Source organism: Pseudomonas sp. A39 (genome assembly GCF_058145955.1).
This window is the reverse complement of record NZ_JBYVMD010000023.1, coordinates 52,994-69,399: the sequence shown is the minus strand read 5'-3', so window position 1 is coordinate 69,399 and position 16,406 is coordinate 52,994. Positions and strand designations below refer to the sequence as shown.

General features: G+C 61.6%; 18 protein-coding genes. 10 read left to right on the top strand and 8 right to left on the bottom strand.

Annotation, left to right across the window (positions count from 1 at the left end; genetic code table 11):
- Positions 1–7: 7 nt before the first annotated feature.
- Together AC3ZU9_RS18380 and AC3ZU9_RS18375 are read right to left on the bottom strand one after the other, a co-directional pair.
- Positions 8–553, bottom strand: a complete 546-nt coding sequence (locus AC3ZU9_RS18380) for a hypothetical protein (RefSeq protein WP_046034934.1) — start codon at positions 551–553, stop codon at positions 8–10.
- A gap of 28 nt (positions 554–581) precedes the next feature.
- Complete coding sequence (locus tag AC3ZU9_RS18375) at positions 582–2,009, bottom strand: coniferyl aldehyde dehydrogenase (RefSeq protein WP_122811768.1); 1,428 nt, start codon at positions 2,007–2,009, stop codon at positions 582–584.
- A gap of 146 nt (positions 2,010–2,155) precedes the next feature.
- Here AC3ZU9_RS18375 and AC3ZU9_RS18370 point away from each other — a divergent pair, with 146 nt between their 5' ends.
- Positions 2,156–2,827, top strand: a complete 672-nt coding sequence (locus tag AC3ZU9_RS18370; RefSeq protein WP_015886364.1) for a TetR/AcrR family transcriptional regulator — start codon at positions 2,156–2,158, stop codon at positions 2,825–2,827.
- A gap of 33 nt (positions 2,828–2,860) precedes the next feature.
- The gene (locus tag AC3ZU9_RS18365; protein WP_490091149.1) at positions 2,861–3,715 is read left to right on the top strand and encodes a sulfurtransferase; all 855 of its coding nucleotides are present in this window, start codon (positions 2,861–2,863) and stop codon (positions 3,713–3,715) included.
- Here AC3ZU9_RS18365 and AC3ZU9_RS18360 read toward each other — a convergent pair.
- The 4 genes from AC3ZU9_RS18360 to AC3ZU9_RS18345 form a co-directional block, all read right to left on the bottom strand.
- Positions 3,702–4,694: a hydrolase gene (locus tag AC3ZU9_RS18360; RefSeq protein WP_046034936.1), complete on the bottom strand. Its 993-nt coding sequence runs from the start codon at positions 4,692–4,694 to the stop codon at positions 3,702–3,704. The two genes, AC3ZU9_RS18365 and AC3ZU9_RS18360, sit on opposite strands and share 14 nt — an antisense overlap.
- 179 nt (positions 4,695–4,873) lie before the next feature.
- Positions 4,874–5,491, bottom strand: coding sequence for a 16S rRNA (guanine(966)-N(2))-methyltransferase RsmD (rsmD, locus tag AC3ZU9_RS18355; RefSeq protein WP_490091148.1), 618 nt, complete (start codon positions 5,489–5,491; stop codon positions 4,874–4,876).
- Positions 5,491–6,981 (bottom strand): M16 family metallopeptidase, encoded by a 1,491-nt coding sequence (locus AC3ZU9_RS18350; protein WP_490091147.1) that lies wholly within the window; start codon positions 6,979–6,981, stop codon positions 5,491–5,493. Before AC3ZU9_RS18350 ends, rsmD begins: the two co-directional genes overlap by 1 nt.
- Positions 6,974–8,329, bottom strand: a complete 1,356-nt coding sequence (locus tag AC3ZU9_RS18345; protein WP_015886359.1) for a M16 family metallopeptidase — start codon at positions 8,327–8,329, stop codon at positions 6,974–6,976. Before AC3ZU9_RS18345 ends, AC3ZU9_RS18350 begins: the two co-directional genes overlap by 8 nt.
- 337 nt (positions 8,330–8,666) lie before the next feature.
- On the opposite strand from AC3ZU9_RS18345, the gene ftsY reads away from it, so the two are divergent.
- From ftsY to rpoH, 4 genes are all read left to right on the top strand, one after another.
- Positions 8,667–10,094, top strand: coding sequence for a signal recognition particle-docking protein FtsY (ftsY, locus tag AC3ZU9_RS18340; protein ID WP_490091146.1), 1,428 nt, complete (start codon positions 8,667–8,669; stop codon positions 10,092–10,094).
- Complete coding sequence (gene ftsE, locus AC3ZU9_RS18335) at positions 10,091–10,762, top strand: cell division ATP-binding protein FtsE (RefSeq protein ID WP_003234627.1); 672 nt, start codon at positions 10,091–10,093, stop codon at positions 10,760–10,762. The genes ftsY and ftsE overlap by 4 nt, the downstream gene beginning before the upstream one ends.
- Positions 10,759–11,784: a permease-like cell division protein FtsX gene (gene ftsX / locus AC3ZU9_RS18330; protein ID WP_046034939.1), complete on the top strand. Its 1,026-nt coding sequence runs from the start codon at positions 10,759–10,761 to the stop codon at positions 11,782–11,784. Before ftsE ends, ftsX begins: the two co-directional genes overlap by 4 nt.
- Positions 11,785–11,913: 129 nt before the next feature.
- A complete protein-coding gene (rpoH, locus tag AC3ZU9_RS18325) occupies positions 11,914–12,768 on the top strand; it encodes an RNA polymerase sigma factor RpoH (RefSeq protein WP_003176698.1) in 855 nt (284 codons plus the stop codon).
- 128 nt (positions 12,769–12,896) lie between these two features.
- On the opposite strand, the gene mtgA is transcribed toward rpoH, so the two are convergent.
- Positions 12,897–13,619, bottom strand: a complete 723-nt coding sequence (gene mtgA / locus AC3ZU9_RS18320; protein WP_015886356.1) for a monofunctional biosynthetic peptidoglycan transglycosylase — start codon at positions 13,617–13,619, stop codon at positions 12,897–12,899.
- A gap of 74 nt (positions 13,620–13,693) precedes the next feature.
- Between mtgA and AC3ZU9_RS18315 the strand changes: the two genes are divergently transcribed.
- The 4 genes from AC3ZU9_RS18315 (at position 13,694) to trmB (ending at position 15,925) form a co-directional block, all read left to right on the top strand.
- Entirely contained in the window at positions 13,694–14,071 is a 378-nt protein-coding gene (locus AC3ZU9_RS18315) for a DUF423 domain-containing protein (protein ID WP_015886355.1), read from the top strand.
- Positions 14,072–14,142: 71 nt separating this feature from the next.
- Positions 14,143–14,343, top strand: coding sequence for a sulfur carrier protein ThiS (gene thiS / locus AC3ZU9_RS18310; RefSeq protein WP_015886354.1), 201 nt, complete (start codon positions 14,143–14,145; stop codon positions 14,341–14,343).
- A 52-nt stretch (positions 14,344–14,395) separates the two neighbouring features.
- Positions 14,396–15,190, top strand: a complete 795-nt coding sequence (locus AC3ZU9_RS18305; RefSeq protein WP_015886353.1) for a thiazole synthase — start codon at positions 14,396–14,398, stop codon at positions 15,188–15,190.
- Between the two features lie 9 nt (positions 15,191–15,199).
- Positions 15,200–15,925, top strand: coding sequence for a tRNA (guanosine(46)-N7)-methyltransferase TrmB (gene trmB / locus AC3ZU9_RS18300; protein WP_015886352.1), 726 nt, complete (start codon positions 15,200–15,202; stop codon positions 15,923–15,925).
- A gap of 142 nt (positions 15,926–16,067) precedes the next feature.
- On the opposite strand, the gene AC3ZU9_RS18295 is transcribed toward trmB, so the two are convergent.
- Positions 16,068–16,391, bottom strand: coding sequence for a DUF3392 domain-containing protein (locus AC3ZU9_RS18295; protein WP_015886351.1), 324 nt, complete (start codon positions 16,389–16,391; stop codon positions 16,068–16,070).
- Between the last annotated feature and the right edge of the window lie 15 nt (positions 16,392–16,406).

Here is a 16,406-nt window from a genome sequence, read left to right as displayed (position 1 = left end):
ATCAAGGCTAGATCTTCGGCGGGCCAGGGTAGCCGCAGTGGGCCCAGGACGCCGGCTGGAAGTACCAGGCCATGATCACCAGCTTGAGCAGCGAGCCCTGGCCCATGCGCAGCAGGTTCAGGTAGCTGTTCTCCCAGCGGTGCAGGAAGTTGCGGATCTGCTCGCCGCTGGCGTTTTCCCAACTGCCCCAGATCCCGGTCAACGGCCCGCGGGTGATGCCCATGCTCAATACGTCGAACAATTGCTGGGTGAGCTTGAACATTTCCGGCGACAGGCGCTGCAGGCTGAAGTCGAGCTTTTTAAGCGTGTCTTCCACCCCGCTGGCGACTTCCTGAGCGCTGGCCACGCCCTCGAGCAGTACCGGGACGACCGCGCGCAAGAACGGCAAGTCACTGCTGCGCAACAGGGCAAAGCCGCTGGCCGGGGTGCTGCTGGAGCAACCGCTGAGGCTGGCGCCCAACCCGGCGGTGGCCAGGAACGCGCTGGCGCACAGGCCGATTTTCAAGACGCCGCGCCGCGACAGCGCAGGTGAATCAGTCAGGCTAGGGTTCATTGTTATTGTTGTCCCGTGGGTGGCGGTTTCAGCGAACGAACAGCTTCTGGATCAACTTCTGAATGGACTTGCCGTAGGGCGGGTAGATCAACTTCGCCGCGTTCAGGCGCTGTTTCACCAGCACGCCCTTGGCCTTGCTGAAGGTGAGAAAACCTTCATGACCGTGGTAGTGGCCCATGCCCGACGGGCCGATGCCGCCAAACGGCATATCGTCCTGGGCCACGTGCAGCAGGGTGTCGTTCAGGCACACGCCGCCGGAATGGGTTTCGTGGAGTACGCGGTTCTGCTCGGCCTTGTTGTAGCCGAAGTAGTACAGGGCCAGTGGGCGAGGGCGCTGGTTGATGTAGGCAAAGGCCTGGTCAAGGCCGCGATACGGCACGATCGGCAGCACCGGGCCGAAGATTTCGTCCTGCATCACCGTCATGTCATCGCTGACATTCAGCAACAGGCTGTGGGCCATGCGCCGTGCCTGGCCCTGGTCGTAGAGCGGGATCAAGGTGGCGCCTTTGTCGATGGCGTCCTTGACGTAGGCATTCAGCCGGGCCAGTTGCCGCTCATTAATGATGGCCGTGTAGTCCGGGTTGTCGACCAGGGTCGGATAAAATCCGCGAACGGCCTGGGTGTAGGCCGCGACGAACGCGTCGACCCGGTCTTCCGGTACCAGCACGTAGTCTGGCGCGACACAGGTCTGGCCGGCGTTCAACGCTTTACCGAAGGCAATACGTTCGGCGGCGTCCTTGAGTGGTACGTCGGCCGACACGATGGCGGGCGACTTGCCACCCAATTCCAGAGTGACCGGCGTGAGGTGTTCGGCCGCTGCACGCATCACATGCTTGCCGATGCTGGTGGCGCCGGTGAACAGCAGGTGATCGAAGGGCAGTTTGGAGAAGGCCATGCCGACTTCCGCTTCACCCAACACCACGCACACCAGGTCCTCGGGGAAGATTCTTGCCAGCAGCGCCTTGAGCAGTTCGCCGGTGGCGGGAGTGGATTCGCTGAGCTTGAGCATCACCCGGTTACCCGCCGCCAACGCGCCAACCAAGGGGCCGATGGCCAGGTACAGCGGGTAGTTCCAGGGCACGATCACCCCGACCACGCCCAGCGGTTGGTAGATGACTTTGGCTGACGCGGGTTGGAAGGCAATGCCTACAGCGCGGCGGGAAGGTTTCATCCAGCCCTTGAGGTGTTTGCTGGCGTAGTGAATGCCGTGCAGGCTGGGCATCAGTTCAGCGAACAGGGTTTCGTCGGCGCTGCGGTGGCTGAAGTCCTGGCTGATCGCGTTGATCAGCGCCTGGCGCTCGTTGCTGAGCAGATCGCGCAGGGCCTTGAGCCATTGCTGGCGCTGGGCCGCTGGCGGCATCGGGTTGGCTGCGTAGGCACGCCGCTGGGTGTCGAACAGGTGCTGGAGTTGATCCAGCGCCTGGGTATCTTGCAGGTAGGCAACGTTGGCGGACATGGCGGCGTTCCCGATTGTTATAGGTCTGCCTGGATTTTTAGAGTCATTACTCTAAATTGTCAAATGTCATTACGCCTACATGCGGATTTATCCCTACGAGAATAGGCCGTAAGATGCCCCATCACGTGTACAGAAGCTGATCCCCTATGGCACCACGAGTAAAGACCAGCGAGCGCATTGTGCAAACCAGCCTGGAGCTTTTTAACCAGCAGGGTGAGCGCAGTGTGAGCACCAACCATATTGCCGCCCATATGGAAATTTCGCCGGGCAACCTGTACTACCACTTCCCCAACAAGCAGGCGATCATCGCCTTGCTGTTTCGCGAATACGAAGCCCTGGTGGACAGTTTCCTGCGCCCGCCCCAAGGCCGCGCCGTCACTGTCGAAGACAAACGTTTCTACCTGCAAGCCGTATTGGCCGGCATGTGGCGCTACCGCTTCCTGCACCGCGACCTCGAACACCTGCTGGAAAGCGACCCGGAACTGGCCACTGGTTATCGGCGCTTTTCCCAACGCTGCCTGGTCCAGGGCGGCGCCATTTACCAGGGGTTCGTCGACGCCGGTATTCTCAATATGGACCCGGTGCAAACCGAAGCCCTGACCCTCAATGCCTGGATCATCCTCACCTCTTGGGTGCGTTTTTTGTGCACCACCAACGAAAACTCCGCCCACTTGAGCGCCGAGGCGATCAAGCGTGGGGTGTATCAGGTGCTGGTGCTGGAGGCTGGGTTTGTCACGCCCCAGGCCAAAGAGGCAGTGGATGCATTGTTCAAAGAATTTTATGTGCCGTTGAATCAGGCATTGGAAGAAGTGAAGTAGGACCTTTCCCGAATCTGTTCATAGGAGTCCGTCATGCCGCTTGCCCAACTGATCAGCCCCCAGCAATTGGCCGAACGCCAGAAGGCCGGCGGTGTGGTGATCCTCGATTGCCGCTTTGCCTTGGAAGACCCGGATTACGGGCGCTGCAGCTATGCCGAAGGGCATATCGAAGGCGCGCAGTATGCCGATCTGGAGCGCCACCTCAGCGGACCGGTGACCAAGGGCGTGACCGGCCGTCATCCATTGCCGGCAGCGAATGCCTTCGCCGAGCAATTGCGGGCCTGGGGCGTCAATGCCGACACCGACGTGGTGCTCTACGACGACGGCCCTGGCGCCTATGCCGCGCGGGCCTGGTGGTTGCTGGCCTGGCTGGGCAAGCGTGATGGCGTGTTTATTCTGGATGGCGGCCTCAAGGCCTGGCATGCGGCGGGGTTCCCGTTGAGCCTGGACGCACCGGTGGTTGAGCCGGGCGCTTTCGTCGGTACGCCGGATAATCGAATGGTGCTGGACGCCGAACACCTGCTAAAACGCCTGGGCCAACCCGGCCTGACCCTGATCGATGCCCGCGCCCAACCGCGCTTTCGCGGTGAAGTGGAGCCCATCGACCCGATTGCCGGGCACATCCCTGGCGCGCAGTGCGCGGCGTTCAACGAAAACCTCGGCAGCGACGGCCGCTTCCTGCCGGCTGAGCAGCTCAAGCAGCGCTTCGCCACCCAATTGCAGGGGCGCTCGCCAGATGAGCTGGTGGCGTATTGCGGTTCGGGGGTGACGGCGTGCCACAACCTGTTCGCCTTGAGCCTGGCGGGATATCCGTTGGGCAAGTTGTATGCGGGGTCGTGGAGTGAGTGGATTAACGATCCGGCGCGGGCAATCGCTACCGGCGACTGAGCAGCCAGTCAGGAATGCGGCGCTCCAGGTAATAACCGGGGCGCTTCAGGGTTCCATCGACAAAGCCGACATGCCCCCCTTTGGCCAGCAGTTCAAACTCCGTGCACGCCGACAGTTCATGTGCCTCGGGCAGGCTGTGGGTGAACACAAACGGGTCATCCGCTGCCTGGATGATCAGGGTGGGTGTGCGGATATCGCCCAGGTAATAGCGGCTCGATGCGCGGCGGTAATAGTCCTCTGCACTCAAGAAGCCGTGCAGTGGCGCGGTAACCCGGCCATCGAAATCCCAGAACGTGCGCATCTTCTCCAATGAGCCCAGGGCTTCCAGGGTTTTCAGCCCATCCGCCCGCCCATCCTGTAGAAAGCGGCTTTGTTTGACGCGGATATACGCCAGCATTTCACGCATGAAATGCTTCTGGTAAACCCGCGAAAAGCCCAGGCCGATACGGTCCGCACACTGGTCCAGGCGAAACGGCACCGACACCGCCGCCGCACCTTGCAGCCCTGACGCCTCGCCGGTTTCGCCCAAATGCTTGAGCAGCACATTGCCACCCAGTGAATAACCCACGGCGTACAACGGTGCCAACGGCCGCTTGGCCCGCAGATGGGCAATCGTCGCTGCCAGGTCTTCGCTCGCGCCCGAGTGATAGCTGCGCGCCAACAGATTCGGTTCGCCCGAGCACCCGCGCCAGTTCAGCGCCGCGCTGGCCCAGCCTTGCGCGGCAAGGACTTTTTGCAGGCCGGCCACGTAGGGCGAGTTGGAGGAGCCCGTCAGCCCGTGCAACACCAGCACCAACGGCGCTTGCGCGTCGTGGGGGCCATGCCAGTCAAGGTCGAGGAAGTCGCCGTCTTCCAGCCACAGACGTTCGCGTTGGCGTTCGATGTGGGTGGTGGGTCGCCACAGCGGGCCCCACAGCGTTTGCAGGTGGGGGTTGCCGAGGCCGAAGGCGGGGGTGAACAGGTGGACGGAAGGGGTCATGACACTCTCGGTGGGCAACGAACTCACTGTGGCGAGGGAGGTTGCTCCCGTTGGGCTGCGTAGCAGCCCCATCAAGAACGCCGCATTTATTCAGTCAGAACACGATTGCAGATTTTGGGGCCGCTACACAGCCCAGCGGGAGCAAGCTCCCTCGCCACCATTGAGTTCAGCCTGAAAGATCACGCAGCGCTCTCGACCAAGCGGTGCCACAACGCGTAATACACCCGCCCGGACTTCTGCTCTCGGTGCAGGCGCCATGCGCCCGGTAAGCCCAGGGTAGAAGGCGCGGTCTCGCTTTCAGTGTAGATCCACGCGTCCGGTGCCAGCCATTGACGTTCTTCCAGCAGTGCGCACACGGTCGGCAGCAGGTTCTGGTTGAACGGCGGGTCGAGGAACACCACGTCGTACTCGCTGGCGGTCTGGGTTTCGAGGTAACGCAGCGCGTCGGCGGTTTGCACCTGACCGTTGGTGCAGCGCAGGGTGCCCAGGTGTTCCTTGAGGCTGGAGACTGCGACATTGCTCGCATCCAGCGCCTGAGCCAGTGCGGCACCGCGGGACAACGCCTCCAGGAACAGCGCGCCGCTGCCGGCGAACGGGTCCAGCACCTTGGCGCCGGCGATGTACGGCGCAAGCCAGTTGAACAGGGTTTCACGCACGCGGTCCGGCGTCGGGCGCAGGCCTACGACGTCAGGGAAGCTCAGCTTGCGGCTGCCCCATTCACCGCCAATGATGCGCAGTTGGCCCACACCGTTATGCACGTTGTGGACAGGTTTTTTCGGGCGAGATGAACTGGCCATTAATGCTCCGGAACCCCGAGCGGCTGCTCGGCGGGTTTATCAGTGGGGGGCGGTAGTGGCTTTTGCGCAATGGTCGGGCCGGCGGTCACGATGACCATTTTGTCGGCACTCAAGTGTTTGTTCATTGCAGCCTTGACCTGATCTACGGTCAGGGCCTGGGATTGTTTCATGAAATCTTCCAGATAGCTCAGCGGCAGGTTATAGAAACCCATGGCGCCCAACTGCCCGACGATATCGGCGTTGCTCGCGGTCGACAGTGGGAAGCTACCGGCCAGCTCGCGCTTGGCGTCATCCAGCTCCTTTTGCGTCGGGCCGGTCTTGAGGTAGTCGGCCACCACGTCCTCGACCAGGCGCAAGGTGCCGCCGCTCATTTCTGCGCGGGTTTGCAGATTGATCATGAACGGTCCGCGTACCTGCATCGGCGAGAAGCCGGAGTACACGCCGTAGGTCAGGCCGCGTTTCTCGCGCACTTCGCTCATCAAACGGGTGCCGAAACCACCACCGCCGAGGATCTGGTTACCCAGCGACAAGGCGGCGTAGTCCGGGTCGGCGCGGTCGATGCCCAGTTGCGCGAACAGCAGGTGCGTTTGCTTGGACGGGAACTCGATACGGCTCAAACCCGTTTTGGGTTCGGTCGGCTGGGCGATTTTTGCCAGGGCCGGGCCCTTGGGCAGCGATGCGGAAACCTTGGCCGTCATGGCTTCGGCTTCGGCGCGGGTCAGGTCGCCGACCACCGCAATCACCGCGTTGCCCGCTGCGTATGCCTTGGCGTGGAAGGCCTGCAACTGTGCCAGGGTAATCTTCGGGACGCTCTCTGGCGTGCCTTCGGTGGGGTGTGCATAAGGGTGATCGCCGTACAGGCGCTTGAACAGTTCAAGGCTGGCCAACTTGGCGGGGTTTTGCTTCTGGTATTCAAAGCCGGCCAGGATCTGGTTTTTGATCCGCGCAAGGGAGTCGGCCGGGAAGGTCGGTTTGCCGATCACGTCGTCAAACAGCGCGAGCGCCGCGTCGCGTTTGTCGCTGTCGCTGAGGCTTCGCAGGGACACCAGCGCCATGTCGCGGTACGCACCATTGCCAAAGTCCGCGCCCAGGCCTTCGAAGTCGCGGGCGATCTGGCTCACATCCTTGCCCGGCACGCCTTCGTTGAGCATGGCGTTGGTCATCAGCGCCAGGCCCGGTACGTTGCCGTCCTGGCTGCTGCCGGCGGCGAACAGGATGCGCACGTCGAACATCGGCAGTTCATGGGCTTCGACGAACAACACCTTGGCGCCTTCGGCGGTGGTCCAGGTTTGCACATCGAGCTTGCGGTTGGTCGGCGCTTTGCCGTCCAGTTCCGCCAGGGATTGCAGCTGGTTGCTCGATTGGGCTTTTTCCAAGGCCTGGCTGGCGACGGATTCGTTCGGGCGCAGGAAGTACACGGCACCGGCGGCGATCAGGGTAACGACGATCAGGCCAGGCAGGATCAGGCGGCTGCTTTTGCGATCACTCATGAGCGGTCTCCTGAGGCAGGACATGGGCGACGCTGAGACGTTCGCGGGTGAAATAGGTGCGTGCGGCTTTCTGGATATCTTCCGGCGTCACGCTTTGCAGGTCGGCAAGTTCGGTGTCCATCAATTTCCACGACAGGCCGACGGTCTCCAGGGAGCCAATGGCCGTGGCCTGGCTGGTGATGGAGTCACGCTGGTAGACCAGGCCGGCAATGACCTGGGCGCGGATGCGTTCCAGTTCTTCGGCGGTCGGCGGCTTGGCCTTCAGCTCGTCCAGCAGGCGCCACAGGCCGGCTTCCGCTTGGGCGACGGTTTTCTTTTTCTGCTGGTTGGGTGTGGCGCTCAACATGAACAGGGTGTCACCGCGGGTATAGGCGTCGTAGTTGGTGGATGCAGCAGAGACCAGCTCTTCACCGCGCTCCAGCTGCTCGGAGATACGTGCGCTGTAGCCGCCGTCCAGCAAGGCGGAGATCAGGCGCAGAGCCTGTACCGAGCGTTTGTCGTCGGCGGTGGCCAGGCCGGGTACGTTGAAGCCCAGCATCACACTCGGCAGTTGGGTCTGCACATGCAGGGTCAGCTGGCGCTCGCCGGGTTCGGCCAGTTCCATCGGGATCTTGGCCGGTGGTACGTCGCGCTTGGGAATCGGGCCGAAGTAGCGCTGGGCGAGGTTCTTCACCTCGTCCGGGGTGACGTCGCCGACCACGACCAGGGTGGCATTGTTCGGTACGTACCAGGATTGATACCAGTGGCGCAGCTCTTCGACTTTCATGCGGTCCAGGTCAGCCATCCAGCCGATGGTCGGCGTGTGGTAGCCGCTGGCGGGGAATGCCATGGCCTTGAAACGCTCGTAGGCCTTGGACATCGGGTTGTCGTCGGTGCGCAGGCGACGCTCTTCTTTGATGACCTCGATCTCGCGGCTGAACTCGTCGGCCGGCAGGCGCAGGCTGGCCATGCGGTCGGCTTCCAGCTCGAAGGCAACGCCCAGGCGGTCGCGGGCCAGCACCTGGTAGTAAGCGGTGTAGTCATCGCTGGTGAAGGCGTTCTCTTCGGCGCCCAGGTCGCGCAGGATCAGCGAGGCTTCGCCGGGGCCGACCTTGGCGCTGCCCTTGAACATCATGTGTTCCAGGGCGTGGGACAAACCGGTCTGGCCCGGGGTTTCATAGCTCGAACCGACCTTGTACCAGACCTGGGAAACCACCACCGGGGCGCGATGATCTTCGCGCACGACGACCTTGAGGCCGTTGTCCAGGGTGAATTCGTGGGTGGGTTGTGGGTCGGCAGCCAAGGCTGAAAGAGGCAGACAAACTGTGCTGAACAGCAGGCCTGCGGCGCGGCGGGCTAGAGCATTCATTCGTTTTTAAACCTGTTGGGCTGCCCGCTTGGTCTTAGCGTCGGCGGGCGAGGAGGTGCTAGGATACTGATCCGATTTAGGGACGGCCACTGCGGTAGTCATCTTGTCCCGAATCCGGTCGTAGGAATGTTGGGATAGATGGAGGGTTTCCCCGATGATCTTCCACTTTTCGCCGATTTTGTCGCTTCAGTCCTATATTGAGTCGATTTGTTGAGGCCTTTATTTACGCCTTACAAAATGTTGCGCATGAACAAGCGGGCGTTAAAGCAGTCTGTTCTGCATCGAATTTATTTACCGAGGCGCCCTGGCGCATCGCTACCTTGAGATAGCCGTCTCCATGTTTGGTTCCAACGACGACAAGAAGACCCCAGCCCCGGCTGGCGAGAAAAAAGGCCTGTTCGGATGGCTGCGCAAAAAGCCGCAGGAAACCGTTGACGAACAACCGCAGGTTCAAGCCGAACCGATCCCCGAGCCTATAGTAGAAGCCGAACCGGTCGCCGAAACCCCTGCGCCGGTGGTATTGCCGATGGCTGAGCCGGTATTGCAGCCGGTCGCCGAGGCGGAGCCGGAACCTGAGCCGGAACCCGAGCACAAGCCATGGCTGGAACTGCCGGTGGCTGAAGAGCCCGTGGCACTGGTTGAAGATGTGCAGGCCGAGCATGTGGTTCCACCGATTCCGGTGATCGTTGAGCCGCAGCCGGTTATCGTTGAAGCACCAGCACCAGCACCAGCACCAGCACCAGCACCAGCACCAGCACCAGCACCCGTGGCGGTCGAGCCATTGGTTGCCGCTCCTGCGGTCATCGAGCAACCCGTTTCCCCTGTTGAAACCAGCAAAGCCGGCTTTTTCTCCCGCCTCAAGCAAGGCCTCAGCAAGACCAGCGCCAGTATCGGCGAAGGCATGGCCAGCCTGTTCCTGGGTAAAAAGGTCATCGATGACGAATTGCTGGAAGACATCGAAACCCGCCTGCTCACCGCCGATGTGGGTGTCGAAGCCACCGCCGTGATCATCCAGAGCCTCACCCAGAAGGTCGCGCGCAAGCAACTGACCGACGCCGACGCGCTGTACAAATCCCTGCAGGCCGAGCTGGCCGCCATGCTCAAGCCGGTGGAAGCGCCGCTGGTGATCACCCCGAAAAAGCCGTTTGTGATCCTGGTGGTGGGCGTTAACGGCGCCGGCAAGACCACCACCATCGGCAAGCTGGCCAAAAAGCTGCAGTCCGAAGGCAAGAAGGTGATGCTGGCGGCGGGCGATACGTTCCGTGCCGCAGCGGTTGAACAGCTGCAGGTCTGGGGCGAGCGCAACAAGATCCCGGTCATCGCCCAGCACACCGGCGCCGATTCCGCCTCGGTGATCTTCGATGCGGTGCAGGCCGCCAAAGCACGGAACATCGATGTGCTGATCGCCGATACCGCCGGTCGCCTGCACACCAAAGACAATTTGATGGAAGAGCTGAAAAAAGTCCGTCGCGTGATCGGCAAGCTCGACGCAGACGCGCCGCACGAGGTTCTGTTGGTGCTGGATGCCGGTACCGGCCAGAACGCCATCAGCCAGGCCAAACAATTCAACCAGACGGTCCAACTGACCGGCCTGGCATTGACTAAGCTCGACGGCACGGCCAAGGGCGGCGTGATCTTCGCCCTGGCCAAACAGTTCGGGTTGCCGATTCGTTATATCGGTGTCGGTGAAGGCATTGATGACCTGCGCACCTTTGAAGCCGAACCCTTTGTACAGGCACTCTTTGCCGAGCGGGAGCGTTCATGATTCGATTCGAACAGGTCGGTAAACGCTATGCCAACGGGCATGTCGGCTTGCATGAGCTGAGCTTTCGAGTGCGTCGCGGTGAATTTCTGTTTGTCACCGGCCACTCCGGCGCCGGTAAAAGTACGTTGCTGCGCCTGCTGCTGGCCATGGAGCGCCCGACCACCGGCAAACTGCTGCTGGCCGGCCAGGACCTGGCAACCATCAGCAATGCGCAAATCCCGTTCCTGCGCCGCCAGATCGGCGTGGTGTTCCAGAATCACCAGTTGCTGTTCGATCGCACCGTGTTCAACAACGTGGCGCTGCCGTTGCAGATCCTCGGGCTGTCCAAGGCTGAGATCGTCAAGCGCGTGGATTCGGCCCTGGAGCGCGTGGCGCTGTCGGACAAGACCGATCTCTACCCTGGCGACCTCTCCACCGGTCAGCAACAGCGCGTCGGCATCGCCCGCGCCATCGTCCACCGCCCGGCCCTGCTGCTGGCGGACGAACCCACCGGTAACCTCGACCCGCGCCTGGCGGCCGAGATCATGGGGGTGTTCGAAGACATCAATCGCTTGGGCACCAGCGTGCTGATCGCCAGTCACGACCTGGCGCTGATCGCACGCATGCGCCATCGCATGCTGACCCTGCAACGCGGCCGCCTGATCGGCGACGGGGAGGCCGGCGTATGAGTGCAACACGCAGCCCTAAAGTCTCCGAGCGCGTGGCGCCGAAACCGGCCGACCCGCAACCGCAGAAGAAAAAACACGATCACGATGACGACGGTCCGGACTTCAGCACCTTGCTGCGCGCCTGGATCGAAAGCCATCGCGCCAGCCTGCTCGACAGCCTGCGCCGCCTGGGCAAACAGCCGATCGGCAGCTTTTTCACCTGCCTGGTGATGGCGGTGGCCCTGAGCCTGCCGATGGGCCTGTCGCTGCTGCTTAATAATGTGGAGCGCCTGGGCGGCTCCTGGCAGCGCGCGGCGCAGATCTCGCTGTACTTGAACATCGACGCCAGCGCTAAAGACGGCGAGTCCTTGCGCGATGACATCAAGAACCTGCCCGGCGTGGCGGATGCCGAGTACATCAGCCGCGATCAGGCGCTGGAAGAGTTCCAGCAACAATCCGGCCTGGGCGAGGCGCTCAAGGAGTTGCCGCAGAACCCGCTGCCGGGCGTGGTGCTGGTGACGCCGAATGAAGTCGACAAGCCGGCGCTGGAGGCCCTGCGACAAAAGCTCGCAGAGATGCCGAAGGTGCAGCAGGCACAACTTGATCTAGTCTGGGTAGAGCGCCTGGCGGCGATCCTCAAGCTCGGCGACCGGTTTGTGTTCGGCCTGACGGTGCTGTTGGTGTCTGCATTACTTTTGGTGATAGGTAATACCATTCGTCTTCATATTGAAAACCGTCGCACAGAGATAGAAGTGATTAAACTGGTCGGCGGCACGGACAGCTATGTGCGTCGTCCATTTCTGTACATGGGCGCGCTTTATGGCTTCGGTGCGGGGATTTTGTCCTGGGGGGTGCTGGCATTTGGCCTGGACTGGCTGAACGACGCGGTGGTCGGGCTGGCCGGACTCTACGGCAGCGATTTCGCGCTGGCCGGTGTGCCGGTAGCCGATGGTCTTAGTCTCTTGCTTGGCGCGGTATTGTTGGGGTATATCGGTGCTTGGATTGCGGTCGCTCGGCATTTACGTGAGCTGGCACCGAAGTAGTTAATGTCAGATTAATGTGGTTTCGTTTGTATTGACCGTATCAGTGGTTTAGGGAACTTGTCCTACGGTTCCCGGTCAATTTTCGCAGTGCTGAACTGCACGAGTTATGTGAGTCGGAGGTTTTTTCGTATGACCACTTCTTTGCAACCTGCTTATGCCTTGGTCCCGGGTGCGAACCTGGAAGCCTATGTGCACACGGTCAACAGCATTCCATTGCTGACGCCCGAGCAGGAGCGTGAACTGGCCGAGAGTCTCTACTATGAGCAGGATTTGGGGGCGGCTCGGCAGATGGTGCTCGCCCACCTGCGTTTTGTCGTACATATCGCCCGTAGCTATAGCGGCTACGGCCTGGCCCAGGCTGACCTCATCCAGGAAGGCAACGTTGGCCTGATGAAGGCGGTAAAGCGCTTCAACCCTGAGATGGGCGTGCGCTTGGTGTCGTTTGCCGTGCACTGGATCAAGGCGGAAATCCACGAGTTCATCCTGCGCAACTGGCGCATTGTGAAAGTCGCGACCACCAAGGCCCAGCGCAAGCTGTTCTTCAACCTGCGCAGCCAGAAAAAACGCCTGGCGTGGCTGAACAACGAGGAAGTCCACCGCGTGGCTGAAAGCCTGGGCGTGGAACCGCGTGAAGTGCGCGAGATGGAAAGCCGCCTGACCGGCCATGACATGGCCTTCGACCCGGCCGCCGAAGCGGACGACGACAGCGCCTTCCAATCGCCGGCCAACTACCTGGAAGACCACCGGTACGACCCGGCGCGTCAATTGGAGGATGCGGACTGGAGTGACAACTCCAACCACAACCTGCACGAAGCGCTGGAAGTGCTGGACGACCGCAGCCGTGACATCCTCTACCAGCGCTGGCTGGCGGAAGAAAAAGCCACGCTGCACGACCTGGCACAGAAGTACAACGTGTCGGCCGAGCGGATTCGTCAGCTTGAGAAAAGCGCGATGAATAAGCTGAAGTTGTCCATCGCCGCCTAACACGCGACGCGGTCAATAAAAATGTGGGAGGGGGCTTGCCCCCGATTGCAGTGGGTCAGCTACAAATAAGCTGACTGATCCACCGCTATCGGGGGCAAGCCCCCTCCCACATTTGTTTTTGTGTTGGTTCAGTCGGACCAAGGGGCTTTGCGGGCGTTATTCAACTCAACCAGATATCCATCACCACCCAGCTGGCTCATCTGCTGCCGAATCCAAGCAGCGCGCCTTGCCACATACGCCGTCGGATGACTGGCACTCCACACCCGAGGGTTCGGCAACACCGCGGCCAAATAGCTGGCCTGCTGCCGCGATAACCCTTTGGCACTCACCCCAAAGTGATGCCGCGCCGCCGCCTCCGCGCCGAAGACGCCTTCATCCCACTCCACGCTGTTGAGGTACACCTCAAGAATCCGCTGCTTGGGCCACAACACCTCGATCAGCCCGGTAAACCAAGCCTCCAGGCCTTTGCGCAAATAACTGCGGCCGGCCCACAGGAACAGGTTTTTCGACACCTGCTGGCTCAACGTGCTGGCGCCGCGTATCGAACCACCGCGCTCGTTGTGCTGGATAGCCGCCTGGATCGCGCCGAAATCAAAGCCCCAGTGCTGCGGGAAACGCTGGTCTTCACCGGCCATCACCGCCACTTTGAGGTCATCGGAGATCTCGTCCCACGGCACCCAGCTGCGCTGCAGGTCAATGGGTTCGCCGTCGAACCAGGATTCGACCTTGCGCTCCACCATCAGCGCGGTGAAGGGCGGCGGGACGACGCGAAACAGCAGTACCAACAGCACACTGGCGATGGCAAACCATTTAACGACATTGAGAAAGCGTTTGAAGAGGAGACGCAGCATAGAGATGGCTTGGCCGAACCCGTTGAGCGGGCCATTATACAGACCCTGCCCGATGAGTCTGACTGGAGTTCCTGATGCTGCGTAGCTTTCTGATGCTGGCTGCCTTTTTTGGCTTCACCGGTGTGGCCCTTGGCGCGTTCGCCGCCCATGGCCTGAAAAACCGCTTGAGCGCCGAGTACCTGGCGATCTTCCATACCGGGGTGACCTACCAACTGGTACATACCTTGGCGCTGTTCGGCGTAGCGCTGCTGGCCGCGCATATTCCTGGTCGGTTGGTCAGCTGGGCGGGCATCTCCTTTACTGTCGGCATCCTGTTGTTCTCCGGCAGCTTGTATGTGCTGACGATGACGGGCATCAGCAAGCTGGGCATCATCACGCCATTTGGCGGGTTGGCGTTCTTGCTGGGCTGGTTTTTCCTGGGGCTGGCTGCTTGGCGCTTGCAGGCGATCTGACCGAGGGACTTGGGTCATCAACCTTGATCGGGCTAGAATGCGGGCCCCTAAAAACGATGGCGGCCCGTGGCATGCGCATTCAGTTGAACGGCGAATCCTTTGAACTGCCCGACGGTGAAACCGTTGCGGCCCTGCTGACCCGCCTGGACCTCACCGGGCGTCGCGTCGCAGTGGAACTCAACCTGGATATCGTCCCGCGTAGCCTGCACGCCGAGACCGCGCTCACCGAAGGTGACCAGGTCGAAGTGGTCCACGCCATCGGCGGCGGCTGATCGCGCAGCTTCCTGAATTCTGCAGAACCTCACCCCATTTCGAGGATTTCCCATGAGCATCGTTCGTAGCGACAAGCCCTTCGTCCTGGCCGGTCGTACCTACCAGTCCCGTCTGCTGGTCGGCACCGGCAAGTACCGCGACATGGAAGAAACCCGCCTGGCCATCGAAGCCTCGGGCGCCGAGATCGTCACCTTCGCCGTGCGCCGCACCAACCTCGGCCAGATCGAAGGCGAGCCGAACCTGCTCGAAGTGCTGTCGCCGGATCGCTACACCTTCCTGCCGAACACCGCCGGTTGCTACGACGCCATCGAAGCCGTGCGCACCTGCCGCCTGGCCCGTGAACTGCTCGACGGCCACAACCTGGTGAAGCTGGAAGTGCTGGCCGACCAAAAGACCCTGTTCCCCAACGTGATCGAAACCCTCAAGGCCGCTGAAACCCTGGTCAAGGAAGGCTTCGACGTGATGGTCTACACCAGCGATGACCCGATCATCGCGCGGCAACTGGCGGAAATCGGCTGTATCGCCGTGATGCCGCTGGCCGGCCTGATCGGTTCCGGCCTGGGTATCTGCAATCCGTACAACCTGCAGATCATCCTCGAAGAAGCCAAGATCCCGGTGCTGGTGGATGCGGGCGTGGGCACGGCCTCCGACGCGACCATCGCCATGGAGCTGGGCTGCGACGCAGTGCTGATGAACTCGGCCATCGCCCATGCCCAGCAACCGATCATGATGGCCGAAGCCATGAACCACGCCATCGTCGCGGGCCGCCTGGCCTACCTCGCCGGTCGCATGCCGAAAAAACTCTACGCCAGCGCCTCTTCGCCGCTGGATGGTCTGATCAAGTAAGAGCCATTGATGACTGAATCAAACGAAACGCCGAACACCCCGGAAGCAGGCGACGAGTCCAAGCACCGCCGCATCAAGAGTTTTGTGATGCGCGCCGGTCGCATGACCGAAGGCCAGCAAAAGGGCCTGGAGCAAGGTACGCCCCTGTTCGTGTTGCCCTTGGCCGACGCGCCGGTGGACTACGACCAGGTGTTCGGCCGTTCGGCCCCGCGTTCCCTGGAAATCGGCTTCGGCATGGGCCACTCCCTGCTGGAAATGGCGGCCGCCGCGCCCGACCAGGACTTCATCGGCGTGGAGGTCCACCGCCCCGGTGTCGGCGCGCTGCTCAATGGTGTGTTGACCCAAGGGTTGACCAACCTGCGGGTCTACGACTGCGACGCGATTGAAGTGCTCAACCGCTGCATCGCCGACAATAGCCTCGACCGCCTGATGCTGTTCTTCCCCGACCCATGGCACAAAGCCCGCCACCACAAGCGCCGCATCGTCCAGGCCTCCTTCGCGGAGCTGGTACGCAGCAAGCTCAAGGTTGGCGGCATCCTGCACATGGCCACCGACTGGGAACCCTACGCGGAATACATGCTGGAAGTGATGAACGTCGCCCCCGGCTATCGCAACCTGGCGGAAGACGGCAAATGCGTGCCACGCCCGGCTGAACGCCCGATCACCAAGTTCGAACGCCGTGGCGAGCGGTTGGGGCATGGGGTGTGGGATCTGAAGTTCGAGAAGTTGGCGTAACTCACCATTAGCTTGAAATGCAATCAAATGTGGGAGGGGGCTTGCCCCCGATAGCGGGGTGTCAGTCACCACAAACAGTGACTGGTCCACCGCCATCGGGGGCAAGCCTCCTCCCACATTTGTATCGACGTTTTGCTCAGGATCAGCGGCGGTCGGCGACTACACCGATCAGTACCAGTACCACGATCAACACCGGCGCCAGGCTGTAGTTATTGAACTGGCTCAACCCCCGTACAATCCACGGCGTGGCGTAGATCAACGCCGCGCCGCTGCCGATCATGCACACCAACGCCATTAACGGGACGCGCAATGCGCCTGCGATGCTGCCCAAGCGCGCTTCCACCCAGCCTTTGATATCGGCGCCAAACAGCACCAGCAGGCAGCCGACGAGGGCCAGGGAGATTTCCGACAGGTTGCTACGGCTCCAACGGGATACGGTGGCGAGCAGGTCGAGTACCAAATCCATTCGATTTCCTTAGAG

Excerpts from the sequence above, each read along its gene's own strand:
- AC3ZU9_RS18380 (WP_046034934.1), bottom strand. The coding sequence starts at position 553 with ATGAACCCTAGCCTGACTGATTCACCTGCGCTGTCGCGGCGCGGCGTC.
- AC3ZU9_RS18375 (WP_122811768.1), bottom strand. The coding sequence starts at position 2,009 with ATGTCCGCCAACGTTGCCTACCTGCAAGATACCCAGGCGCTGGATCAA.
- AC3ZU9_RS18370 (WP_015886364.1), top strand. The coding sequence starts at position 2,156 with ATGGCACCACGAGTAAAGACCAGCGAGCGCATTGTGCAAACCAGCCTG.
- AC3ZU9_RS18365 (WP_490091149.1), top strand. The coding sequence starts at position 2,861 with ATGCCGCTTGCCCAACTGATCAGCCCCCAGCAATTGGCCGAACGCCAG.
- AC3ZU9_RS18360 (WP_046034936.1), bottom strand. The coding sequence starts at position 4,694 with ATGACCCCTTCCGTCCACCTGTTCACCCCCGCCTTCGGCCTCGGCAAC.
- rsmD (WP_490091148.1), bottom strand. The coding sequence starts at position 5,491 with ATGGCCAGTTCATCTCGCCCGAAAAAACCTGTCCACAACGTGCATAAC.
- AC3ZU9_RS18350 (WP_490091147.1), bottom strand. The coding sequence starts at position 6,981 with ATGAGTGATCGCAAAAGCAGCCGCCTGATCCTGCCTGGCCTGATCGTC.
- AC3ZU9_RS18345 (WP_015886359.1), bottom strand. The coding sequence starts at position 8,329 with ATGAATGCTCTAGCCCGCCGCGCCGCAGGCCTGCTGTTCAGCACAGTT.
- ftsY (WP_490091146.1), top strand. The coding sequence starts at position 8,667 with ATGTTTGGTTCCAACGACGACAAGAAGACCCCAGCCCCGGCTGGCGAG.
- ftsE (WP_003234627.1), top strand. The coding sequence starts at position 10,091 with ATGATTCGATTCGAACAGGTCGGTAAACGCTATGCCAACGGGCATGTC.
- ftsX (WP_046034939.1), top strand. The coding sequence starts at position 10,759 with ATGAGTGCAACACGCAGCCCTAAAGTCTCCGAGCGCGTGGCGCCGAAA.
- rpoH (WP_003176698.1), top strand. The coding sequence starts at position 11,914 with ATGACCACTTCTTTGCAACCTGCTTATGCCTTGGTCCCGGGTGCGAAC.
- mtgA (WP_015886356.1), bottom strand. The coding sequence starts at position 13,619 with ATGCTGCGTCTCCTCTTCAAACGCTTTCTCAATGTCGTTAAATGGTTT.
- AC3ZU9_RS18315 (WP_015886355.1), top strand. The coding sequence starts at position 13,694 with ATGCTGCGTAGCTTTCTGATGCTGGCTGCCTTTTTTGGCTTCACCGGT.
- thiS (WP_015886354.1), top strand. The coding sequence starts at position 14,143 with ATGCGCATTCAGTTGAACGGCGAATCCTTTGAACTGCCCGACGGTGAA.
- AC3ZU9_RS18305 (WP_015886353.1), top strand. The coding sequence starts at position 14,396 with ATGAGCATCGTTCGTAGCGACAAGCCCTTCGTCCTGGCCGGTCGTACC.
- trmB (WP_015886352.1), top strand. The coding sequence starts at position 15,200 with ATGACTGAATCAAACGAAACGCCGAACACCCCGGAAGCAGGCGACGAG.
- AC3ZU9_RS18295 (WP_015886351.1), bottom strand. The coding sequence starts at position 16,391 with ATGGATTTGGTACTCGACCTGCTCGCCACCGTATCCCGTTGGAGCCGT.